The 23,431-nt window shown below is 59.9% G+C and carries 21 protein-coding genes and 1 tRNA gene; 11 read left to right on the forward strand and 11 right to left on the reverse strand.

The genetic code is table 11. The annotated features are described in order from the left end of the window. Window positions 1-404 precede the first annotated feature (404 nt). Window positions 405-1,454 carry a hypothetical protein gene (locus tag ABSB13_RS00950; RefSeq protein ID WP_428104685.1) on the forward strand — a complete coding sequence of 350 codons (1,050 nt, stop codon included), beginning with the start codon at window positions 405-407 and terminating at the stop codon, window positions 1,452-1,454. A gap of 109 nt (window positions 1,455-1,563) precedes the next feature. On the opposite strand, the gene ABSB13_RS00955 is transcribed toward ABSB13_RS00950, so the two are convergent. Beyond that, a complete protein-coding gene (locus ABSB13_RS00955) occupies window positions 1,564-2,550 on the reverse strand; it encodes a hypothetical protein (RefSeq protein WP_428104687.1) in 987 nt (328 codons plus the stop codon). A gap of 362 nt (window positions 2,551-2,912) precedes the next feature. Between ABSB13_RS00955 and ABSB13_RS00960 the strand changes: the two genes are divergently transcribed. Further along, the gene (locus tag ABSB13_RS00960; RefSeq protein ID WP_428104689.1) at window positions 2,913-4,124 is read left to right on the forward strand and encodes a nucleotidyltransferase domain-containing protein; all 1,212 of its coding nucleotides are present in this window, start codon (window positions 2,913-2,915) and stop codon (window positions 4,122-4,124) included. 33 nt (window positions 4,125-4,157) lie between these two features. Here the strand turns inward: ABSB13_RS00960 and ABSB13_RS00965 are convergent. Beyond that, window positions 4,158-4,233 (reverse strand) — tRNA-Lys (locus tag ABSB13_RS00965). Window positions 4,234-4,691: 458 nt separating this feature from the next. Here ABSB13_RS00965 and ABSB13_RS00970 point away from each other — a divergent pair. From ABSB13_RS00970 to ABSB13_RS00995, 6 genes are all read left to right on the forward strand, one after another. Continuing rightward, window positions 4,692-5,915 carry a sigma-54 interaction domain-containing protein gene (locus ABSB13_RS00970; RefSeq protein ID WP_428104691.1) on the forward strand — a complete coding sequence of 408 codons (1,224 nt, stop codon included), beginning with the start codon at window positions 4,692-4,694 and terminating at the stop codon, window positions 5,913-5,915. A gap of 261 nt (window positions 5,916-6,176) precedes the next feature. Next, window positions 6,177-6,317, forward strand: a complete 141-nt coding sequence (locus ABSB13_RS00975) for a hypothetical protein (RefSeq protein ID WP_428104693.1) — start codon at window positions 6,177-6,179, stop codon at window positions 6,315-6,317. Further along, on the forward strand, window positions 6,318-6,800 hold the full coding sequence (locus ABSB13_RS00980; protein ID WP_428104695.1) for a cytochrome c oxidase subunit II: 483 nt from the start codon (window positions 6,318-6,320) through the stop codon (window positions 6,798-6,800). After that, window positions 6,797-8,458: a cbb3-type cytochrome c oxidase subunit I gene (locus tag ABSB13_RS00985; RefSeq protein WP_428104697.1), complete on the forward strand. Its 1,662-nt coding sequence runs from the start codon at window positions 6,797-6,799 to the stop codon at window positions 8,456-8,458. Before ABSB13_RS00980 ends, ABSB13_RS00985 begins: the two co-directional genes overlap by 4 nt. Window positions 8,459-8,577: 119 nt before the next feature. Continuing rightward, complete coding sequence (locus tag ABSB13_RS00990; RefSeq protein WP_428104699.1) at window positions 8,578-9,552, forward strand: glycosyltransferase family A protein; 975 nt, start codon at window positions 8,578-8,580, stop codon at window positions 9,550-9,552. A 48-nt stretch (window positions 9,553-9,600) separates the two neighbouring features. Beyond that, complete coding sequence (locus tag ABSB13_RS00995) at window positions 9,601-10,845, forward strand: NAD-dependent epimerase/dehydratase family protein (protein WP_428104701.1); 1,245 nt, start codon at window positions 9,601-9,603, stop codon at window positions 10,843-10,845. Between the two features lie 85 nt (window positions 10,846-10,930). On the opposite strand, the gene ABSB13_RS01000 is transcribed toward ABSB13_RS00995, so the two are convergent. From ABSB13_RS01000 to ABSB13_RS01020, 5 genes are read right to left on the reverse strand one after another with little or no spacing between them, the layout of a single operon-like run. Then, window positions 10,931-11,896 carry a glycosyltransferase family 2 protein gene (locus tag ABSB13_RS01000; protein WP_428104703.1) on the reverse strand — a complete coding sequence of 322 codons (966 nt, stop codon included), beginning with the start codon at window positions 11,894-11,896 and terminating at the stop codon, window positions 10,931-10,933. Further along, entirely contained in the window at window positions 11,883-12,803 is a 921-nt protein-coding gene (locus ABSB13_RS01005; protein ID WP_428104705.1) for a glycosyltransferase family 2 protein, read from the reverse strand. The genes ABSB13_RS01000 and ABSB13_RS01005 overlap by 14 nt, the downstream gene beginning before the upstream one ends. Window positions 12,804-12,812: 9 nt before the next feature. Beyond that, window positions 12,813-13,721, reverse strand: a complete 909-nt coding sequence (locus tag ABSB13_RS01010; protein WP_428104707.1) for a sulfotransferase domain-containing protein — start codon at window positions 13,719-13,721, stop codon at window positions 12,813-12,815. Next, entirely contained in the window at window positions 13,702-14,640 is a 939-nt protein-coding gene (locus ABSB13_RS01015) for a sulfotransferase family protein (protein WP_428104709.1), read from the reverse strand. The genes ABSB13_RS01010 and ABSB13_RS01015 overlap by 20 nt, the downstream gene beginning before the upstream one ends. After that, window positions 14,637-15,545 carry a sulfotransferase family protein gene (locus ABSB13_RS01020; RefSeq protein WP_428104711.1) on the reverse strand — a complete coding sequence of 303 codons (909 nt, stop codon included), beginning with the start codon at window positions 15,543-15,545 and terminating at the stop codon, window positions 14,637-14,639. The genes ABSB13_RS01015 and ABSB13_RS01020 overlap by 4 nt, the downstream gene beginning before the upstream one ends. 361 nt (window positions 15,546-15,906) lie before the next feature. On the opposite strand from ABSB13_RS01020, the gene ABSB13_RS01025 reads away from it, so the two are divergent. The 3 genes from ABSB13_RS01025 to ABSB13_RS01035 are packed head-to-tail and all read left to right on the forward strand — an operon-like array spanning window position 15,907 to window position 17,937. Then, window positions 15,907-16,791, forward strand: coding sequence for a hypothetical protein (locus tag ABSB13_RS01025; protein ID WP_428104713.1), 885 nt, complete (start codon window positions 15,907-15,909; stop codon window positions 16,789-16,791). Then, on the forward strand, window positions 16,727-17,398 hold the full coding sequence (locus ABSB13_RS01030; protein ID WP_428104715.1) for a chromate transporter: 672 nt from the start codon (window positions 16,727-16,729) through the stop codon (window positions 17,396-17,398). Before ABSB13_RS01025 ends, ABSB13_RS01030 begins: the two co-directional genes overlap by 65 nt. A gap of 20 nt (window positions 17,399-17,418) precedes the next feature. Further along, the gene (locus ABSB13_RS01035) at window positions 17,419-17,937 is read left to right on the forward strand and encodes a chromate transporter (protein ID WP_428104717.1); all 519 of its coding nucleotides are present in this window, start codon (window positions 17,419-17,421) and stop codon (window positions 17,935-17,937) included. Between the two features lie 114 nt (window positions 17,938-18,051). On the opposite strand, the gene ABSB13_RS01040 is transcribed toward ABSB13_RS01035, so the two are convergent. From ABSB13_RS01040 to ABSB13_RS01055, 4 genes are all read right to left on the reverse strand, one after another. After that, entirely contained in the window at window positions 18,052-19,365 is a 1,314-nt protein-coding gene (locus ABSB13_RS01040; protein WP_428104719.1) for a DUF1329 domain-containing protein, read from the reverse strand. A 335-nt stretch (window positions 19,366-19,700) separates the two neighbouring features. Continuing rightward, window positions 19,701-21,014 (reverse strand): DUF1329 domain-containing protein, encoded by a 1,314-nt coding sequence (locus tag ABSB13_RS01045; RefSeq protein WP_428104720.1) that lies wholly within the window; start codon window positions 21,012-21,014, stop codon window positions 19,701-19,703. Window positions 21,015-21,344: 330 nt separating this feature from the next. Further along, window positions 21,345-22,658 carry a DUF1329 domain-containing protein gene (locus ABSB13_RS01050; protein ID WP_428104722.1) on the reverse strand — a complete coding sequence of 438 codons (1,314 nt, stop codon included), beginning with the start codon at window positions 22,656-22,658 and terminating at the stop codon, window positions 21,345-21,347. A 177-nt stretch (window positions 22,659-22,835) separates the two neighbouring features. After that, the gene (locus ABSB13_RS01055; RefSeq protein WP_428104724.1) at window positions 22,836-23,423 is read right to left on the reverse strand and encodes a DUF2087 domain-containing protein; all 588 of its coding nucleotides are present in this window, start codon (window positions 23,421-23,423) and stop codon (window positions 22,836-22,838) included. Window positions 23,424-23,431: the final 8 nt, after the last annotated feature.

Consider the following 23,431-nt stretch of genomic DNA (forward strand, 5'->3'; position numbering starts at 1 on the left):
GGCGAATCAGGAAGGGCTACGTCGGTTGCAACAAGCGTAAGTATCTTATATAAAGTAACCTGACGTTCTGATGCGAGGCGAGATGCAATTGGAGTTTAGGGGTTGGAGATGACCAAAAAAATTAAGATAGACGGGCAGAAGCCTCGGACGCAGAGCGTCAAGAAACCTTATGCCCGTCCTCATCTCGTAGAGTACGGCAACGTGGCAAAGCTCACAGCTTCGGGTGGGACTGCTACTCCGGTTGACTCCATGTCAGGCATGACCGGACCCCCGATGTGACCTCCGAACCTGCGAGCCAGCAGATCGTCTGATTTCCAATCGAGGTTCGTTATCCGGCTGATTGCGCGTTGTCAATATCACAGTCGGCTGCGGTGCCTGCGCAAGAGAGCCGGCACAATCGGGCGTTGAGGCAAATCGAACGGTCTCAACCGGAAATTTCCTGGGCGTCGCGAACCGTCACTGACCCAAGCAAAACACCGATCCCGGTCTTTCGACAGCACGCTTACGGGCTGCGAATCGTTACAGACATCCCGCTTCCGGAGCTTGCCGCAATTCGGGTGTCGTCGGTCAGGTCGGCGATTCGTGCGACTCTTGGCGGCCGCTTTCAGCGCATCCGCCTCAATCCCCGATGGTACCTGCGTTCGCGGCTTCCAGGCGGCGGGACTTGGCTGCGCTGCGGCAAGACCGAGGGTGGCTACGTACTCTCCTTTGCTAACATCGCCGACTTTATCATTGACAGCTCCGGAAGCCAGGTAGTCTGCTGCAACGCGAGCAGCGACGTTAGCCTCGAGACCATTCGTCATCTCCTGATTGACCAGGTGCTTGCGCTGATCGTAAACCTGCGCGGCCGGGAGGCCCTGCACGCTACTGCGGTCGCGACGCACAGCGGCGTTTGCGCATTCACGGGGCCCGCAGGGTCGGGCAAGTCAACGCTCGCCGCGAGCTTCGTCCTATCGGGATATCCGCTGGTCTGCGATGATTGCCTGGCGCTTTCCGAAGGTAAAACGATTACGGCGCTCCCCGGTTATCCGGGCCTGCGGCTGTGGGATGATTCGATACGCGCGCTCGGCGCAAGTTCACGGAATCTGAAGCCGGTTGCGCACTATACGACGAAATCGCGCTGGCAAGACCACTCGCGACGCGCCGACTTCTGCTCGACGACACGCCGACTCGCGCGCATCTATCTGCTCGAGCGCGCGCGATCGAGCAAACGCGCAGCCCGCGTCCTGATCGAGGAGCTCGCTCCCGGCGAGGCGCTGATGGGGCTGGTCAAGGCGGCCTACAGGCTCGACATCACCGACCAAGCGATGCTGACGCGTCAGTTCCAGTTCCTGTCCCGCGTCGCCGAGCGCGTCCCGGTCAAACGCCTGATCGTGCCCAACGAATTTTCCGCACTCTCCGATGTAAGACAGGCGGTGCTGCGCGACTTGAGCAATCGCCGGCCGCCCCGCTGAGCGCTATACCGGGGCGATAGATTTCTCAGCAAAAAAAAGCTCCGCGGGTCGCAGGACCCGCGGAGCCATCAAACGATCATGACTCAAGCCTGAAATTTTCCAGCGCCGATCAGAACGTGACCAGCGGAATGCAGGCGGGACTCGACACGCCGTCGGCGTTGGCCGTGCCCCAGTCATTGCCGACCCACTGATTGTCGCCGCACGTGCTGCTCGCGTCGTGGAGATCGTAGCCGCTTGTTACACCATTGCCCGATGCCTTGATGAGGTAGACCACATCATCAGTGGTCTTTTCACTTGCATCCAGGAAAATTCCGTCACCCTGGTTACCGGTGACCGCGGGTGTAGTAGTCGTCCCTATGGGCGCATCGCCCACCCGAACATCGGAATTGGAGCCGCAACCAGACGTGCAGCCTACGTGAACACCAGCGCCGCCGTTATCCGTCGCTGTGAATACGTTGATCCTCGCGCCGCTCGAGTGTGTTATAAGCACGCCGTCGGCGCCATTGCTTGAAGCGTCGAAGTCAGTAGCTATGCACTCATCGGTGCATTGATTGAAGTAAACACCCTGCTTGGTGTTGCTGTCCGCGGCAAAATTGGACCACGTCGACGTCGCTCCGCCCGACGTGCCGTTCAGCTCCAGCCCGATTTGGTTGTCCTCCAGGGTGACGTTATCGCCAATGCTATTGTTCGACTGATCCAGGATGCCATATTTAAACCCGGAGATTGTGCTATTAAAGCCTTCGATCACGTCATTATCGGCTGCGCTTGTGATATTGATTCCCGCTCCAGTCGAGGTCGCCCCAGGGCCCGTGATGCTGTAACCGAAGAGATCCAGGGTGCTGTTGCTGCCAGTCATATTGATACAGGTGCCGGTGCCAGACTCCGTGAGGTCGTTCGCCAGCTGATAGATAGTGTCGCTCCCGCTCAGCGTCCCACACGCGGTGACGGAGGTGGGATCTACAGCGTTCGCAGACGCATGATGCTTCTTCGCCCAAGCGGCCTGTGGGCCAGTCAGGACCAGCGCTACCGTCAAAGCAAGAAAAGATACGCCAGGAGCGCCTATTCTCCGAAAAAACCCTCTTTTGATCGCCTTCATATCGTTTATGCTCCTTCGCTTTTCTTTCGTCTTCCCTAACGACACATCATTCGTAGTGGCGTCTTCGCAACCCTTGCTCTTGGAGGTTTATTCAGAACCTGCCGAAGTAGACTTGGCAATGGTTTACGACCGACGGCGCATCATTCCATTTCGCCTGTCTTCAGTCAAGTGGTTCTATGACGCCCGTTGACGGCTTTGTTGTTCGATTTTAGTCGTTAGATGTCGTAGATTAGGCTCAGCGACGAAAATCTCTACAAGTTGTTATTCTATCGCCCACAAAACGAAAGCGGCTGTCACCGATAGATACACTTGTAAGCCGTACTTGGTTCCAGCTCGCGCCTGGGGCTGTTATTGATAATTCCGTGGAATTCGACTCCCTCCTCGACCTTGCCGACTTGCCCATCGAAGCGGCGCTCGTGCTGTGCTGCGCGACAACCGCGGCCACGCCCGTGCGCACGGAGCTCGCGTCCGACCTTGCGCCGCGCGTACGCAGTTGGGACCGCGTCGTCGATATCGCCAAACGTCATGCGGTGCTCCCGCTGGTACATCGCTATCTGAAGCTCGAATGTCCGACCGCGGTTCCGGGTGAAGGGCTTGCGAAGCTGCGGACGCAGTGGCAGATGATCATTCTCTACAACCGTCATCTGACCGCCGAACTTGTGCGCCTGATGGGCCTGCTGAAAGCGGCCGGAGTTCCGGCGGTCACCTTCAAGGGCCCGGTGCTTGCCGCGATGGCATACGGATCGATCGAACTTCGCCAGTTCAGCGATCTGGATATTCTCGTGCGTCAGACTGACCTGCCGCGGGTCGCCGAAATACTCACCGCCGAACGATATTTGTCGCCGCATACCAGGCGCGAAGGCCTCGCCACCGGCTACTTTCAGGAGTACGAGGACGCCTTCGCCGGACCCGACGGGCTGGGCGCCGTGGACGTTCATTGGGACCTCACGCCGCGCTCGTTCCGTTTCGCCCCCGACGAGGAAGGCCTGTGGCGGCGCGCGCACGAGGTCGATCTGGAGCTCGGCAAAGTGATGGCGATCGCGCCCGACGACCTGTTGCTGTACATCTGCGTGCACGCCGCGAAGCATGGATGGGTCACGCTCGGATCGATCTGCGATGTCGCCGAGACCGTTCGGGCCCGTCCGGAAATCGATCTGATGGGGATACTTGACGAGGCAGCCGCGCTCGGGAGCCGCCGAATGTTCCTGACCGGCATCTGGCTGGCGCACGAGCTGGCCGGCGCGCCGATTCCCGCCGATCTTGTCCGGCTGGCTCGCGGCGACCGCGCCGCCCGGGCATTGGCAGGACGCGTCGCGGGGCAACTGTTCAGCGGAGCCACGCAGGGACGGGCAGACTTCGATCCGTGGGCGGTTCCGATCCGCTCGATCGAGGGCGCACGCGCGCGAATCCGCTACATCGTCCGCCGAATGCTGGCGCCGACGATGGGCGACTACGAACTCATCCCGCTGCCGGCAGCGCTCTTTCCGCTCTACTGGGTGATTCGGCCGTTTCGGATGGCGGTGCAATACGGGCCGCGGCTGGTCCGCGGCTCTTCGAAGAGCTCGAACACGTGAGCAGTCTCAATTTTTGATTTTTCAGTGGATTTTTGGTGAGCCGGCCGGGACTTGAACCCGGGACCCTGTGATTAAAAGTCACATGCTCTACCGCCTGAGCTACCGGCTCGCCCGAGAGCTTTCAATGCTTACAGGTAATTCGAAGGATTGGGAATAGTCGCGACTTCCGAAGTCGGTTCCGCAACGCCGCCGCGCTGCGATTTCAACTATGCATGTGCGGCGAAAACTCTATCTTTAGACACTCAAATTAGCTCAAAGCGTGGTGCAGGTTACCAGCAGAGCGACCGAAATGAGGGCGCTGCAGGCGCCACGCTATGTCATTTTCTGTCAAAGTTTCTGTCCAGCGACGTCATAGTTGCACCGCGCGCATCACGGTGAAGAGCGCAATGACAAAACATAAGTTGACTAGCCTTTGCCCAAAATCAGGAGTTGCTGCGCCGACCTGCTTGACAGGCAACCCACTACTGGAATATATCCAAACCCTACAAATTAGTAGAGCAGGTTTGGGGAATAAGCGGAAGTCAGAAGTTAGAAGTTAGAAGAGTCAGCGCTCGAGGGGAACTGAAGATGCGCCTACATGAGTACTCGGCGAATGGATCGTCGGTCGCGACTGCGAGGCAGAATCTTGGCGCCCAGCCGTTGGACGCAACGTCCGAGTGGTTGAGCCTGGCGGAACTTGCGCACGGGTCGGAACGGATCGGCGGGGCGGTGGTGCGGTCGGCGCACGCGCGCAAAATACTCAAAACCATTTCACGCTTGAGTCCGTACAAGTCGACCGTGCTGATTCACGGCGAATCCGGAACCGGCAAGGAACTGGTCGCGCGCGCGCTGCATACGATGGGCTCGGCGCCAAACGGCCCGTTCGTGACCTTCAATTGCTCCAACCTGGTCGATTCGCTGGCAGAGTCGCAGCTTTTCGGTCATGTGCGCGGCGCATTCACCGATGCCCGCGAGGATTCGCTCGGCTATTTCCGCTCCGCCAGTGGCGGAACTCTATTTCTGGACGAAGTCGGCGAGCTTCCGCTGCACCTGCAGCCCAAGCTGCTGCGCGCGCTCGATACCCACGAGATTCAGCCGGTCGGTTCGTCACGCACCTACTCGGTTGATATCCGGCTGGTCGCGGCAAGCAATCGCAACCTGCACGCGATGGTCAAGGCGGGGCAATTCCGCGACGACCTCTACTACCGGCTTAACGCGGCGGCAATCCTGGTTCCGCCGCTTCGCGACCGGCGCGAGGCAATCCCGGCCTTCATCGCTCATTTTATCGAGCACTTCAACCGCCTGTTCGGCAAAGATATAAAGCTCGTATCGCGGACCGCCGTGGACGCGCTGTGCGCCAACCAGTGGCCCGGCAACGTCCGCGAGCTTGGCCATGCAATCGAGAGCGCGGTTCTGATGACCGAAACTGATCGTATCGATCTCCACGACCTGCCTTTGCGCCACGACGATGCGAATCCGCAAGTGCTGGTCGAGCCGGTCGGGAAGGTGCTGCAAAACGGCGGGCTCAATCTCGAAGGCGGGCACAATAGCGCCGGGATTGACTGCGAGAAGGCGTCGCAGCGGTGCTTCGAAATGGCGACCTGGCCTTACTCGCTCGACGCGGTAATCCGCGAGGCCTCGAAACTCGCGCTGGTTCGCGCGCTGCAAGCGACCCAGGGCAATTGCCATCGTGCGGCCGAGCTGCTGGGCGTATCGCGCTACACGGTTTACCGAATGCTGAACCGGTTTGGCCTGGGCGAAGGCCATACCTACCGGACGCTGCGCAAGTCGACGGTACGCCGCGCGTCCTGAATCCCCTCTGACGGCCTCTCCCGGTTTGCGACTGGCGACCTGACTCGCCAGCCGCGGGAGCGGCTATGACCTCAAGCGGAAAGGCCTAAGAAAAAACGACTGGATTTCCCGAAAGATGGACAGTACGCGATCGATCCTGTACACCTGACTCGGTTACAGGAGGTCGGGTCCTGGAGCCGCGAACGGGAAGCGACCTGACGGGCTCCGTGGGTTGTTGAGCACGCTGCGCCCGCGGAAGGCGCAGTAAAGGGCAAGGCGCGCATGCCGATCGAAACATCGCGCGACGAATTCTCCGAAGAAGACCTTCCTCCGCCTACTGGCACGATCTTCATATTAGGAACGTACATGCTGGTGCTCGCGGTGGCCTGGGCCGTGATGTTCTGGATGCTGCTGGGCAGATAAATGGAACGGTACGAGAAGGCCTTCCTCGCGGCGTGCGCGGTAATACTGGTGATTTTTCTGGGCGCGCTTGCCTACGGCAGCGTCGCGATGGGCGTGCATCTTCCTTCCCGTGGCGGGCTGATCTATTGCGGGGTCGGCGAGAAGCTTCGCAAGGTGCTGAGCAAAACGCCGCCTTTCGATCACCCCGGAGTGCAGGAAATCGCGCCGGGGAAATACCGGGCGGTGGTGATCGCGAAGACTTGGACCTTCGCTCCCAATGAGATCGACCTTCCGGTGGGCGCCGAGGTGAGGTTCGTCGCAACCTCGGTTGACGTAATTCACGGATTTTTCATCGTCGGCACGCGGGTCAACGTGATGCTGGTTCCCGGGGAGATTTCTCAATTCGACTATCGCTTTACCAAGCCCGGCGAATACCTGCTGATATGCCAGGAATACTGCGGCGAGCTGCATCAGACGATGGCCGGGAAGGTGGTGGTCAAATGAGTACGGCGGTCGTCTCGGAGCCGTCGGGCTTCGCCCTGCCGCAGGGCCAGTTGAACGTTATCAAATGGAACATCTATTTCGGGTTCGCGGTGCTTGCGGTCGGCGTCATCATGGGACTGGCTCAGGCGCTCAGTTACGCGCGAATAAACGTCGTCCAATACTATCCGGTAGTGAAATCCTACTACCAGGCGCTGACGATTCATGGGGTGTTCAACGCGCTGGTGCTGACCACGGCGTTCGCCAACGGCTTTATCGCGCTGACCACGGCGCGAGGTCTCGGCCGCAAGCTCAATAATGCGCTGCTGCATGCGGCGTTGTGGACGCTTTTTATCGGCTCGATCCTGGCGGCGTATGCGATGTTCGCCGACAAGGCCTCGGTCCTGTACACCTTCTACCCGCCGCTGGAAGCCCACTGGACGTTCTACCTGGGCCTCGCGTTGGTGGTGGTCAGCACGTGGATAACCTCGGCGGCCCAACTCGCGGCGCTGCGCGGATGGCGCAAGGATCATCGGGGCGAGCGAGTGCCGCTGCTCGCCTTCATGTCGATCGCAACCTACGTGATGTGGGATATCGCATCGGTCGGGCTGGCCGTAGAGGTCGTGGTGTTCCTGCTGCCATGGTCGCTGGGATTGCTTCCGGGCGTCGATCCGATGCTCGATCGCACGCTGTTCTGGTTCACGGGGCATCCGATCGTGTACTTCTGGCTGCTGCCGGTTTACGTTTCATGGTACGGACTGATTCCCAAACAGGCCGGCGGCGTGCTGTTCAGCGACACCGTGACGCGGGTGGCCTTCATACTTTTCATCCTGCTGATCCCGGTCGGCTTTCATCATCAGTTCATGGACCCGGGAGTATCGCAGGGACTGAAGTTCACCATCGCGGCCATGACCTTCGCGATTTTCTTCCCCAGCCTGATAACGGCGTTCTCGGTAATGTATGCGCTCGAGATCGGGGGACGCCGCCGGGGCGGGAACGGGCTGGTCGGATGGTTTTTCAAGATTCCATGGAGCGATCCGTCGGTGGCGGCGCAGGTGCTGGCGATGATCGCATTCCTGATCGGCGGCATCTCCGGGCTGATGAACGCGAGCTACACCATGGACATGGAGATTCACAACACGGCGTTCATATCGGGCCATTTTCATCAAACCGTCGGCTGTGCGGTGGCTCTCTCCTACATGGGAATTGCCTACTGGCTGATACCGTATTTCGAGCGGCGCGAGCTATGGTTGCCGCGCCTGGCACTGTTCCAGGCATTTTTGTATTTCATCGCAGTGATGATTTTCTCCAACGGCCTGGAAGCGGGCGGCATGGAGGGATTGCCGCGGCGCACCGACATGGTGCATGCAACCTACGGGCTGGCGGCGTGGAAGATTCCGGGAATCATGACCGCGTTGGGCGGAACGCTGATGTTCGCGAGCGCGATGCTGTTCTTTCTCATCGTGGTGATGACGATAGTCGCCGGCAAAAGGACCGCGCAGCGCGACCTTCCGTTCACCGCGACGGTCCAGGCGCCACCCACCGTCGGATGGCAGCCGCGGCTCGATCGGCTCAGCTACTGGGTCCTGATTTCGGTCGTGCTGGTAATCGCGGTCTATGGCCCATTTTTTCTCGAACACTTCCCGCCCAGCCTCTCGATCCAGGGCCTGATCTATCCTTAGCAGGCTGAGCCGGCCGGCTTCATCACCCGCCCGTTGAGCCGGTTGGCACAAGCCGTGTAACCTACCGGCAAAGGGCCGCGCGGCGGGCCCAAAAAACCATGAGAGAGCCAAGCTAAACGGTGCCTCGCGTTTCTGTAATCATTCCCGCGTACAACGCGGCCGCGACTATCGCCGGCACCCTGGACAGCGTAATCGGGCAGACCTTCCAGGATTTTGAAATCATTTGCGTTGACGACGGCTCGACCGATCGAACCCGCGCAATCGTTGAACAGTACGCCCGAGACTGCGGCGACCGAGTGAAGCTTGTCGAGCAGGCCAACAGCGGACCGGCGGCGGGGCGCAACAACGGCGCGCGGCATTCGACGGGCGAGTATCTCGCTTTCCTCGATGCCGACGACGTCTGGACGGCGCCGATGCTCGAGCGGACGGTGGCGGTTCTGGACGCCGACCCCCTGCTCTCGCTGGTGTATTGCAACGCGGCGCTCGCCGACAGCGAAGGCGTGGCGCTGGATACGTCGCTGGTCGGCAAAGGCTTCGACCATCCGCCGTCGATCCATGAACTGCTGACGCGGCTGTGGCCGATAATGCCCAGCGCGGCGCTGGTGCGGCGCTCCGGTTACGAAAAATGCGGCGGCTATCGCGACGAATTGCGCGGCGCGAGCTTCCGCTTCGAGGACGTAGATTTCTGGATCAAGATGCGCGAGCAGGGGCCGTTCGGCTATATCGCCGAGCCGCTGGTGATATGGCGGTTCGCGTGGTTTCCGAAGCAGCTCAAGCGGTTGCCTGACTATTCGAAAGCATTGCACGTCTTCGAGGCGTATCTGCAGGAGCGTTACGGAGTCTCCGCGGCGCCGCTGGTGAATGCGCGGACGCGGGCTCCGCGAAGTATCCTGGCGACGATAGGATTGAAGGCGCTTCGCGACGGCGATCGCCGGCGCGCGCGGGCGGCGTTCGCGCGCGCGATCAGGGTGGATCCCTACCGGTTCAAGAACTACCTGCGCTGGATGAGGACGTTTCTGCCCGATCGGCTGGCGCAGAATCTTTCGGGTAAAAGTTCGCGGCGTGCTCGATCTGGCGGCGCGTATCAGGAATAAATAGACGGCGGATCGCTTTTCGGCTTTTCACTGTTGGAGGCATTTTCAATGCGGGTGATTGTAACTGGCGGGGACGGCTACCTTGGATGGCCGCAGGCGATGTACTTGTCCAAGCGCGGCTACGAAGTATGCGTGGTCGATAACTTCAGCCGCCGTCTATGGGACCTCGAAGGCGGCACCGAGAGCCTGATTCCGATTGCGCCGCTGCAGGACCGGGTGGCGGTGTGGCGCGAAAAAACCGGCAAGACGATACAGACGGCGATCGGCGATTTGACCGATTTCCCTTTTATCAGCGCCGTGGTCCGCGATTTCAAGCCCGACGCAATCGTCCACTACGGCGAGCAGCGCAGCGCGCCATTTTCGATGATCGATCGGCGCCATTCGGTGCTCACCCAGGTCAACAATCTGGTCGGCACGCTCAACGCCGTTTACGCCATTCGCGAGCATGTGCCGGAGTGCCACCTGGTCAAGCTCGGCACGATGGGCGAGTACGGAACCCCGAACATCGACATCGAAGAGGGCTTTATCGAGATTACCCACAACGGGCGCACCGACACCCTGCCCTATCCCAAGCAGCCGGGCTCGTTCTATCACCTGTCCAAGGTTCACGACTCGCACAATATCCAGTTCGCGTGCAAAATCTGGGGAATCCGGGCGACCGACCTCAACCAGGGCGTCGTTTACGGAATCGACACCGACGAGACGATGCTCGACGAGCGCCTGGCGACGCGCTTCGACTACGACGGAATCTGGGGCACGGTGCTTAATCGGTTCTGTATCGAGGCTGCGATCGGGCATCCGCTCACCGTGCACGGCAAGGGCGGCCAGACCCGCGGCTACCTGAACATCCGCGACACGATGCGATGCATCGAAATCGCGATCGAGAAACCCGCCAAGGCCGGCGAATACCGCGTCTTCAACCAGTTCACCGAGCAGTTCTCGGTCGAGCAGCTCGCCGACCTGATCCAGGTTGCGGCGAAGCACAAGGGCCGCAGCGTCGAGATTCAGCATATCGCGGACCCGCGCGTCGAGGCCGAAGTCCACTACTACAACGCCAAGCACACCAAGCTCATCGACCTGGGCCTCAAGCCGCGCCTGCTGTCGGAGGTGCTGATCGATTCGATCTTCGACAAGGTCGAGCATTTCAAGCATCGCGTGAAGCTGGATCGCATCGACGCGCTGGTGAACTGGCGGCGGATCAGCAATGCGGTCGGGTATGGATCGATGTCGTCGCCGGCGGCGCCCGCCGAGACTGAACCCAAGCCCAAGGCGCGGGTCTCGGGCACGCGGTAGGGAAGCTGCGCTCGATGCGCAAGTAACTTTTCAGGTGGCGCGGATCGCGCGATAGCGGCTAGCTTCGAAGATCGAACCGCAGAAGCTATCGACGGTCACGCGAACGGTCGAGTGCGCGAATAATGCTCATCGGGAGTAGCGTTCGCGCGATCCGCAAATATGTCTTGAACGCCGTGCGATCATAAGAGAGCGAGCGAATCAGGCATTTGCGCGCGGCGGCTCGATTGCCCTTCCTGAGCTCAGCAAGGCCGGTATTTCTGAGGATACGGACTTTGTGTTGGGTGTAACTCTGAAGAACTCCAGAGGCGCGATCTCCATATCGAGATCGAATCGACCGCACGAAGAGCTCGCCGCGGCTGTCTCGCCTGAGCACCTTGGGATATAGCGGGCCCATCGTGAACCGCGTGAGCTTTTCGGGCAAATAGCTGAACTCGCCTTGTTCGCGAATACGAATCCAGAAGTCCAGGTCCTCGCTGAATCCTTCGGCAAAACGGCCGCACTTTTCATAGGCCGCCCGACGCATCACGACCGTACTCGGCATGATCGGCCACAAACGGCTGAGCATCTCGTCGAGGGTGGGAGAATGCGCTGTTTGCGCATCGACGGGCGAAGTACCCAGCTCGCGGCCGGCGGTGTCGCAATTGGAAACATCCGTATAGACGAGTGCGACTTGCCGAGACTGGTCGAGAATCGCGATCGACTTTTCGAGTTTGGTTGGCAGCCAGAAATCATCTGCGTCCAACAACGCGAGATACTCGGCTTTCGACTTTGCGATTCCGGCGTTGCGGGCGGCGCAAAATCCCTGGTTGGGCTGCCGAATGACCACGATCCTGGAGCCGAACCGTTCAAGTATGGAAGCGGTTGCGTCGGTCGAGCCGTCATCGACGACGACGACTTCGTAGTCGGTGAAGGTTTGATCGAAAATGCTCTGGAGCACGTCGCTAATCGTGGCGGCCCCGTTATAAACCGGGATTATTGCCGAGACGCGCGGCGTGCGTCCGCCGGATGTTGACGCGGCAGATGTCATCCGCGCCGGCTCAGGCCTCGCCATCGCCCGTGCGCGAGGCCGCCAGCGGCGAGCGAGCCGGAAGAAAAGTCTTCAAGTATCGACGGTAGGCCTTCGGTGACGCGGGTTGATAGTGGATGACGCGGGCGAGACAACGGCGCGCATCCTTGGGGCGTCCCTCCTCCATCAGAGTGCGGGCCATATGTCTCATGACCTTCATTCGCATGCGCCGGAATTCGCGGATGAGACCGGTGGCCGAGGCGCCATAGCGCACGCGGACCAGCCGAACGAACAGTTCGCACTCCCGCTCGCGTTCCAGCGCCTTGGGATAGAGCGGGCGCGTGGTCTTGCGCATCAGCAATTCGGGGACGGATCGGAAATGTCCGTGTTCGCGGCCATTGAGCAGGAAATAGAGATCCTCGCATGACGTTACGAAGCGCTCGTCAAATCCACCGCATCGGTCGAAGACCTCGCGGCGCACCATGAACTGACTCGGCACGACATTCCACGGGCGCTCGAGCATCTGCGCGAGCGTCGGAGAATCGACGCCTTGGGTCTGGCTGTCCTGATTGGGCATCGGCCGCCCGTTTAGATCGACCCTGAGCGCGCCCGTGTACACCAGCACGCAATTCGGATCTTGATCAAGGACGGCTGCGGATCGCGCGAGCTTTTCGGGCATCCACTCGTCGTCAGCGTCGAGGAACGCGACATACTCGCCGCCCGATGCGCGTACGCCTGCGTTGCGCGCCCCGGCAAGACCGCGATTGGGCTGGCTGACAACTCGAATTCGATCGCCGTAACCGGCCAGCACCGACGCGGTATCGTCGGTCGAGCCATCGTCGAGGACCACGACTTCGTAGTCGGAGCACGACTGGGCGAATACGCTCGCCAGTGCGCGGCGGATCGTGGCTGCGCCATTATATACCGGAATTACTACCGACACCTTTGCCATTGCGGGTCGCTATTTCCCCTGAATGGCGTCAGCGCGAGGAGCTGCGGGACTGCAATCAGCCTGAGGTCTCTTCCACATGGAAAGGTCTCGCCCGATCATCGGCTCCAGCGCATCGAATTCCGGCCGCATTAAATCGTGAAGGCGCGCTTCAGTCTCCTGATCAAGCGATGAGAACTTCGGCCCGCCGCCGAATGAGAATTTCCAAAGTCCCGCTCGTTCAAGGAAATTGAGCATGCCGTAAAGTTGTTTCTCTTCGAGCCAGTACATGAAATGGCGCGCCTTGCGGGCGACGTGCGGAAACCTTGGCAGATCGGTAATTGAATTGATCAACTTGCCCTGAGCTGCCAACGCCGGCACCGGGTACCGCGCGATACCGATAAAATCGCAAACCCGGTCGAGGTAGGCCTGCGGATCGGCGCGCAGGTCGTCGTTGAGCAGGACCAGCACCCGGTCCTGGCCAAAACGCGCGCGCCAGTCGGGCAGATGCCTGGCGTAGCGGGTCACTTCGATCACCTGCGGAACTTTTACGAGGAACTCATCGAGCGGAAAATTCGTAAGCGTGTAGTGACGCCAGAGTTTATAAGCCGAGTAGATTCGTTCGACCGGATTGCGAAACGTGCAGATGATTTTGCATCGCGGGATATGCAGCGCGATGCGCTCGGCGGCCTCGGGGAAGCCGAAGTATGGATTGACCTCGCCAATCGGGCGGCCGCCGCCGGCATCGCGAAAGTGATGCGCGTACCACTGGATCCCCTTGTGGTAGTTGGTGGTGAAGAAATCGGTCTCCTTGATTCCGGCCGGCAGATCGACGCGGCCCTTGAGGACTTCATGAAGCCACGTTGTGCCGGTCCTGCCCGGTCCGACCGCAACGAAATCGGGCAGTCTCAGTTGACGTCCGCTATTTGAAGATTGGGTCACGAAGATCGTCACGGCTGGTAGCGCGTGCACCAGCTACAGCGGCCTTTCGCTTATCGTGGCCAGCTTGTGGTGCGCGCGGTTTCTTCCACGCAGAGAGATCGATCGCAAGCAATTCCTCGAGCTCCTCGACTTCGGGGAGGTAGCGCTGACGCAGGTGCTCCTCCTGCTCGGGCGTCATCCGGCCGAACGGCTCGCCGCGGCCATGGCAGAAATCCCATACGCCCCAGCGGTCCAGAAGATTTATCGCACCGTATGCCTGGCGGACCTTGAACCAGTACATCAAGCGCGTCGCGCTGCGGGCGAGCCTGCGATTTTTTGGCGCGCGATCGAACGAATGAACATCGTCGCGGATTTCGGGCCGCGCGGAAAGTGCAATCCGCTCGATGCCTATGAAATCGGTCACCCGATCCAGATACGTCTGCGGCTGCTCGCGCAATTCATCATACATCGTGATGAGCACGTTCTGGCGGCCGAAGTTTTCGAACCATTTGCGCAGATGGAACGCGTAGCGGTTGCCGCCGCCTAAACTGGGCCGGGATTTCAGGACCTCGTCGAACGAACCGCGCGCCCAGGCGTAGTGCGCAACCAGTTTATAGACCGAAAACGAATGCTCGACGGGATCGCGCAGGGTGATGATTACCCGGCAGTTCGGAATGTGGGTCTTGATGCGATCGGGGGTGAGCGGATCGAACAGGTAGGGACAGATCTCGACGATCGGCCGCTGGCCGGTTGCGTAGCGAAAATGGCGCGCGTACCAGTCGATACCCTTGTCGTAGTAGAAGCTGAAAAACTGGGTTTCCTTGACGCCGTAGGGCAGATCGACATGGCCTTCGAGCACCCGATGCAACCAGGTAGTGCCGGTGCGACCGGGACCGGCGCCGATGATCTCAGGGAGCCGATGTTTGATGGTTGCGCTCATCCGTTGGCCAGTCGCTGCAGCCGGGGCGCCGGGGAAGTATCGATAGTGCGCGGCGAGCGCGATTTCTTCCACGCGGAGAGATCGATCATCAGCAATTCCTCGAGCGCTTCGACCTCGGGCAGAAAGCGCGCGCGCAAGCGCTCATCCTGCTCGGGAGTAAGGCCCGGAAACAGGTCGCCGCGCCCGTGGCAGAACTCCCACACGCCCGCGCGCTCGAGCAGGTTGATAACGCGATACGCCTGATGGCCCCTGAGCCAGTACATGAACCTGGTCGCTCTGCGCGCGAGTTTGCGGTTTTTGGGCGCACGAGCAAAAGCATTCACATCGCCACTGAGATCGGGGCGCGGCGAGAGCACGACTCGCTCGGCGCTCATAAAGTCGCAAACCCGATTCACATAGCTCTGCGGATCCGCGCGCAATTCATCATATATCGTGACCAGGACGTTCTCGCGGCCGAAACTCTCGAAGCACCTCTCGAGACGCGCCGCGTAGCGATTGGCGCCACCCAGCTGCGGCAACGCTATGAGGGCCTCGTCGAAGGTTCCGCGACGCACCCATCCGTAATGACGCTGAAGCTTGTACGCAGAATAGATTCTATCGACCGGATCGCGCATCGTCGCGACGATCCTGCAGTTCGGGATGTGGGTCTTGATGCGTTCGAGCGCCAGCGGATGAAAAAAATATGGGCAGATTTCGGCGATCGTGCGATCGCCGGTCGCGTAGCGAAAATGGCGCGCGTACCAGTCGATACCCTTGTCGTAAAACGTGTTGAAGAACTGGGTTTCCTTGACGCCGCAGGGCATGTCGACCACGTCGCGCAGCGCGTTGTAAAGCCAGGTCGAACCGGTGCGCGGCGGCCCGATTACGATAACGTCGGGGAGCCTCGAGGGGCGCGCGCTTCGCATTGCGGGCAATATAGAGTTCGAAGATTGTGGCTTGGCGATGGTCATTCCGGACCTGCCCCAGCACCGGCATCGCGGCGATGACCGTCAACGATAACATCGCCAATATTTCATATCAATCAGGGCGCGGGCGCCAGCGCAGGTCGGCGCGCGGGAATCGCCGCGCAGGGTGCGGCTGCGACAGCGGTGTTGCGATGCTCACATCTGACTGAGCGACAGTTTCGAGCCGCCCTCAAATCGGTAATAATTGACCTCCACGATCCAGACTGATACTTCGAATGGATCTGGAACATGCGGAGGATGCGCCGGCGGCGGCCCTGTGGGACTCCCGGCGCGACGGTTTGAAACGGATGAAGAAATATAGATGAGTACGCAGACCGAAAATTCAAAGTTTTACGAGCCGATCGTACCGTCGGACCAGATTCAGTATCGCGAATACAAGCTGCTGCTGAAGCCGGAGCGGTTTCCCGACGAGAAAGCGTTTCACAAGTTCTGGAAGTTAGCGCATCACGCGGCGAAGTCACTCGGTATCAAGCTGGGCAAGATCGACCAATCGGTCAAGCCGCATCAGCGCGAAGTGGTGTTCTACGACACGCCGCACTTCAAGCTCTACAATCACGGCTTCATCCTGAGAAAACGCACCTTCTATCATCACGGTCTGCCCGACGCGAAGCACGAGCTGGTGATCAAATTTCGGCATCCGGAAAAGAAGACGGCGCTGGCGGTGGATCCGCGTCCGCTGCTGCCGTGCGCGTACACGCTGAAGTTCAAGGAGGAAATCCTCCTGCCGAAAGATGGCGCGCTGGGGATGCGGCTGGTGTATTCGCACAACTGCGAGCTCGACACACCCAACATCATATTGACGCAGCGATTCGAAACGACCGCGGAAGCATTTCCGGCGCTTAAGAAAATCGACGCGAACCCGAAGGCGGCACTGAGCGTAGTCAACGGCGTATCGATCCAGGAATACGAGGTTGACCTCGGGATGCTGGACTTCGGGCACAAGCTCGAGGCGAAGGCGACGCTGGCGGTATGGCGGGTGCGCACGACCAACACGCCAATCGTGGCGGAGTTCGGCTACCAATTGAAGTTCGATAGTCCCGAAGCGGTGCGGCGCAAGCAGCGCGAGCTTTCCGAATTCTTCTACACGGCCCTGCAGTCGCGGGCCTCAGACTGGGTGCAGCGTGGAACAACCAAAACCGCCCTCATCTACGGATACGGAAACACCAGTCTCAAGCACCAGGAATGAACCCGATCTTCATCCGAGCCTGCTGACGCTCTTCCGAATCTTCCTGCTCGCGGGCGGGCTCAGCTTCGGCGGCGGCGCGGTTGCCTATTTGCGCGAATACCTGGTGCAACAAGAAGGATGGCTCGACGACGAGGGATTTCTCGGCGCGATGGAGATCAGCGAGACGCTGCCGGGGCTCAACGCCGTCAACATGGCGATCATCATGGGCGACAATCTGCGCGGGCTGGCCGGCGCGGCGGTGTCGGTCATCGGGATGCTGCTGCCGGGGGGAATCGTCGTGATGGTGCTGGGGATACTGTATCAATCGAATCACGGCAATCCCGACGTCAAGCGTTTTCTGCTCGGGATCGCAGCCGCGGCGGTTGGCTTGCTGTCGGCGGTGACGTTGCAGATCGGGCGGCGCCAATTCCGCCAACTCCCGGATATCGCGATCATCATCCTGACGTTTCTGGCGGTCAGCTTCGTTAAATTGCCGCTGTTCGTGGTGCTGCTGGGTCTCGGGCCGATATCGGTCTGGCTCTACCGGCCCAAGGTCTCAAAACCGCGCGCGCAGGATGAGCATTTGCCATTTCATCGCGGCCCGCGCCATCACCTGTTTCGTCATTAACTATTGAGATCGAAACCCGCATGACGCGATTGATACATCTGTTCCTGGTTTTCGCTCTGCTGTCGGTGTTGGCGGTCGGCGGCGGCACGGCGGTGCTGCCCGAGATGCAGCACATGACGGTGCATACGTTTCACTGGCTGAGTGACGCGCAGTTCCGCAACATCTACAGCCTCGGCCAGGTTGCGCCGGGACCAAACATGTTGATGGTGCTGGTGATTGGTTATCAGCTGGCGGGATGGGCCGGGATGGTGGTGGTGGGAATCGCATTTTTCCTGCCCGACTGCGTGATTACATTGTTCGTCAATCGATGGTGGGTGCATCTGGGCGGGTGGCCGTGGCGTACATCGATTCAGCGCGGGCTGGCGCCGGTCGCAATCGGCCTGATGACGTCGGGGACGTTTGCGATTGCGAGGCTTTCGATCGTGAACGTGCCGACGCTGGCGATCGCAATTGCGGTGTTCGGAATTTTGCTGTGGCGCCACATCAATCCGGGCGTACTGGTGCTGGTGGGAGGCGCGGTTTACATGTTGTTGAGATAGGCCGCGGGAATCGACGTCCGCGCGTGAGTGAAAAGAAAACGCCGGCAGGAGTGGATGCTCCTGCCGGCGTCGTACAATCAGGATCGTAAGGCGATTGGCCTCGCGGCCGCCTTGCTACATGTGTCCGGTTTCGGACATCTTCACCATCGCCTCGGTGCTGAAGAACGCTCGATCCACCGCGCCCATGTTGATGTACCAGCATTCACGCTCGGGCGTCTCGATGCCGGGCAGGTAGCACATCGTGGCCTGGCCGCTCTGCACATCGCTGGAGCAGGAGCCGACGACGAATTCTCGCTTGAAAGGATAGATGGCGACTTTCGCGTCGGGCACCGGGCGATCGCGATACGCGAGCCAGAAGATGTTGTTGCGGAACAGCGCGCCACGACGATCGTAGGTATCGATGTACGGCTCGAACCACATTTCAGAATCCATGTAGATGACGGTCTTGGAATCGAGCGCCGAGGAGTTGTTGACGCCGCGCCGCGGCTCGGCGGTCACGATGTACATGTGGCGCATCTGCCAACGCTCCGGGCATGCGCTGCCGCCGCCGTCGGTGGCGCAGCGGATTTCCGGCGAATGCTCGGCGTCAACCGTCGCGAGCATCTCCTTCTCGCCAATGAACTTATAGTCGTACTCTTCGGTCTTCGGATTGAAACCCGAATAGCGATCGGGGTCAAAGCTCTGCGCGCCGGTCGCGGTCGAATTCATCGCCTCGTTCAGACGGCGCAGGCGCCGCGTGCCGGGCTCCCAAGCCCAGGTGTCGTCGCCATGAGTCGGACTGCCGTACCGATAACGCAGCAGACTGCTGCCACGTTCAGCCTGGGGCGCGAGTTCGGGACCGAGCAGGAACAACCACAGGCGGTTGGTAATCTTGAAGTCGGGATCGACGGGAATCGGCTCGACCTCGGTTCGGCCGACCAGATCATAACCGGCGTAGTGCCCCTCCTGCAGGTATTCGACTGGAAAATAGGGCTTCTTGTAGCCGGTGTAGACCGTCTCGCAATCGAAATATCGCAGGTCGTAGTCGTCAGTGCTGATCGGACGCCACAAGGCGTTCCAGACGACCTTACTCGCGACGTAGGGATCGTTGGCGTCGATCAGCGGGAACGGCTGGCCGGCGACATAGCCGATGACGCTGCGATGATCCTTCGACAGCTGTACTTGCGACGAATATTTCTCGGTCGCGTCCTTATACGGCGGCGGCCAATCGATGCGCGAGGTGGGGACTATTTTCATCGTCATCCCGCGCTGCACTTTGTAGAACACGCCCGGCGAAACCAGATCCTTCACCTGCGCCGCGTTGTCCGGATTGATAAAATCGCCCGGCTTGACGCCTGCCTCCCCCGGCAAGCTCAAGGCCAAGAGGGCCAACAATCCAAGGCCCCCGGCGACGACTGTTTTGCAAAACCCCGTAATCCCCGATTCCATTCGAACCTCCGTAAAAGCCTTGAGCCGTTTTCCCCCGGCTGGATAAAAATACTCGCGAGCACGCATTTTTCAAGAACCTCTATTAGAATGGAAGCATGCCGATGTCAATCTGGCTATTGCGTATCAAATAAAATTTACCTGTTGCGTTCCCAGAGGCACGGATTGACGCGCGGCGATATCGCCGTTTTGCCGGCAATCCACTGGGCAGTTTATATGAAGATAGGCCGCGGGAATCGACGTCCGCGCGTGAGTGAAAAGAAAACGCCGGCAGAAGCGGATGCTCCTGCCGGCGTCGTACGATCAGAATCGTAAGGCGACTGCCTCGCGGCTGCTTGCTACATGTGTCCGGTTTCGGACATCTTCACCATCGCCTCGGTGGTGAAGAAGGCTCGATCCACCGCACCCATGTTGATGTACCAGCATTCACGCTCGGGTGTCTCGATGCCGGGCAGATAGCACATCGTTGCCTGGCTGCTCTGCACATCGGTGGAGCAGGCGCCGACGACGAATTCTCGCTTGAAAGGATAGATGGCGATTTTCGCGTCGGGCACCGGACGATCGCGATACGCGAGCCAGAAGACGTTGTTGCGGAACAGCTGGCCGCGGCGATCGTAGGTATCGATATACGGCTCGAACCACATTTCAGAATCCATGTAGATGACCGTCTTGGAATCGATCGCCTCGGCGTTGTTAACGCTGCGTCGCGGTTCGGCGCTCACGATGTACATGTGGCGCATCTGCCAACGCTCGGGGCATGCGCTGCCGCCGCCGTCGGTGGCGCATCGCAGTTCCGGTGAATGCTCGGCGTCAACCGAGCCGAGCATCTCCTTCTCGCCAATGAACTTATAGTCGTACTCTTCGGTCTTGGGATTGAAACCCGAATAGTGATCGGGGCTGAAGGTCTGCGTGCCGGTCGCGGTCGAATTCATCGCCTCGTTCAGACGGCGCAGGCGCCGCGTGCCGGGCTCCCAGGCCCAGGTGTCGTCGCCATGAGTCGGACTGCCGTACCGATAACGCAGCAGACTGGTGCCACGTTCATTCTGGGGCGCGAGTTCCGGACCGAGCAGGAACAACCACAGGCGGTTGGTAATCTTGAAGTCGGGATCGACGGGCATTGGCTCGACCTCGGTTCGCCCGACCAGGTCATAACCCGCGTAATGCCCCGTTTGATAGTACCAGAGTGCAAAGTAGGGCTTGTTGATGCCGGTGTAAACCGTGTCGCAATCGAAATATCGCAGGTCGTAGTCGTCATTGCTGATCGGACGCCACAAGGCATTCCAGACGATCTTGGTCGCGACGTAGGGATCGTTGGCGTCAATGAGCGGGAACGGCTGGCCGGCGACATAGCCGACGACACTGCGATGATCCTTCGAGAGTTGTACCTGCGACGCGTATTTTTCGGTCGCGTCCTTGTACGGCGGCGGCCAATCGATGCGCGAGGTGGGGACTATTTTCATCGTCATCCCACGCTGCACCTTGTAGAACACGCCCGGCGAAACCAGATCCTTCACCTGCGACGCGTTGTTCGGAGTGATGAAGTCGCCCGGCTTGACGCCTGCCTCCCCCGGCAAGCTCAAAGCCAAGAGGGCCAACAATCCAAGGCCCCCGGCGACGACTGTTTTGCGAAACCCCGCTATCCCCAATTGCATTCGAACCTCCGTAGAAGCCTTGAGCCGTTTTCCCCGTGGCTGGATAAACTAACCGCCCGCTTAGAGTTTTCAGTAATATCTATTAGAAAAAAAGACGCGGAATGTCAACCCGCCTAATCGTATGAAATCTAGCCGTCGTGTTCCCAGAGGCGCGGATTGACGCGTGGTGAAGCAGCCTATTTGCCGGCAATCCACTGGGCAGTTTATATGAAGATAGGCCGCGGGAATCGACGTCCGCGCATGAGAGAAAAGAAAACGCCGGCAGGAGTGGATGCTCCTGCCGGCGTCGTACGATCAGAATCGTGAGGCGATTCGCCTCGCGGCCGCTTGCTACATGTGTCCGGTCTCGGACATCTTCACCATCGCCTCGGTGGTAAAGAAGGCTCGATCCACCGCGCCCATGTTGATGTACCAGCATTCACGCTCGGGCGTCTCGATGCCGGGCAGGTAGCACATCGTGGCCTCGCCGCTCTGCACATCGGTGGAGCAGGCGCCGACGACGAATTCGCGCTTGAATGGATAGATGGCGATTTTCGCGTCAGGCACCGGGCGATCGCGATACGCGAGCCAGTAGATGTGATTGCGGAACAGCTCGCCGCGACGATCGTAAGTATCGATGTACGGCTCGAACCACATTTCGGAATCCATGTAGATGACCGTCTTGGAATCGATCGCCTCGGCGTTGTTAACGCTGCGCCGCGGCTCGGCGCTCACGATGTACATGTGGCGCATCTGCCAACGCTCGGGGCACGCACTGCCGCCGCCGTCGGTGGCGCATCGGACTTCCGGCGAATGCTCGGCGTCAACCGTCGCGAGCATCTCCTTCTCGCCGACGAACTTATAGTCGTACTGTTCGGTCTTGGGATTGAAACCCGAATAGTGATCGGGGTCCCAGGTCTGCGCGCCGGTCGCGGTCGAATTGATCGCCTCGTTCAGGCGGCGCAAGCGCCGCGTGCCGGGCTCCCAGGCCCAGGTGTCGTCGCCATGAGTCGGACTGGCGTACCGATAACGCAGAAGACTTGTGCCACGAGCGTCCTGAGGCGCGAGTTCGGGACCGAGCAGGAACAACCAGAGGCGGTTGGTATTCTTGAAGTCGGGATCGACGGGCATCGGCTCGACCTCGGTTCGCCCGACCAGGTCATAACCGGCGTAGTGACCCAACTGTCCGTAAGCGATTTCAAAAAAGGGCTTGTTGCGGCCGGTGTACACCGTGTCGCAATCGTAATATCGCAGGTCGTAGTCGTCATTGCTGATTGGACGCCACAAGGCGTTCCAGACGACCTTGGTCGCGACGTAGGGATCGTTCGCGTCGATCAGCGGGAAGGGCTGGCCGGCGACATAGCCGACGACGGTGCGATGATCCTTCGAGAGCTGCACCTGCGACGAATATTTCTCGGTCGCGTCCTTGTACGGCGGCGGCCAATCGATGCGCGAGGTGGGGACTATCTTCATCGTCATCCCGCGCTGCACCTTGTAGAACACGCCCGGCGAAACCAGATCCTTCACCTGCGCCGCGTTGTCCGGAGTGATGAAGTCGCCCGGCTTGACGCCTGCCTCCCCTGGCAGGCTCAAGGCCACGAGGGCCAACAATCCAAAGCCCCCGGCGGCGATTGTTCTGCGAAACCCCGCTATCCCCATTTTCATTCGAACCTCCGTAAAAGCCCTGAGCGGTTTTCCCCCTGGCTGGATAAACATCCCAGCCAGCATAGAGTTTTCACTAATCTCTATTAGAAAAAAAGCCGCGGAATGTCAATGCGCCTAATCGTATAAAATCTCGCCGTCGTGTTCCGAGAGGCACGGATTTATGCGAAGCGAAACAGCCTATTTGCCACCAACCCGCCACTCCGATGCCGGGCTGCGGCGATAGATGCCCTTATCGCGCGTCAGCATCCCGTATCCGACCATCTCGCGGCGCAGCGTCGCGCAGTCGCGGTGGTGCAGCTTGAGGATCGCGTTCAGCCGGGCCTCGGTGTAGCTGATGCCCGGTTCGAAGAACTCGGCGAGCCACTTCAGGATTACTAATCGCTTCTTGCGGCTGACCGGAATTTCGAGCAAGCGCTCTCCATCGATGAAGTTGTCGAGGACTTTTTGCTCCGAGCCGCCAGCTTCAGCCGACACGGCCAATCTGGCGATATTATCGCGGCTGAACACGGTACGGCTGAGCTGTCTGAGCATCTCTTCGTTCAACCGATACCGGTGGAAGTTCCCGTCGGCGCGCAGCTTGACCAAGCCGAGCTGTTTGAGCACCGCGAGGTGATGCGAGACGGTCGGTTCCTTCAAATTGAGCATTGACGCCAGCTCTTGAACGCTGCGCTCAGCGGTGGAGAGCAGGCTGATGATCTTGAGGCGGCTCTCGTCGGCCATCGCCTTGCAGAACTGAAGCATGATTTCGGGTGGTTGATGATCCATCGCGGGCC

It is taken from the genome of Binatus sp. (SeqCode) (assembly GCF_050013435.1).
Taxonomy (GTDB): domain Bacteria; phylum Desulfobacterota; class Binatia; order Binatales; family Binataceae; genus Binatus.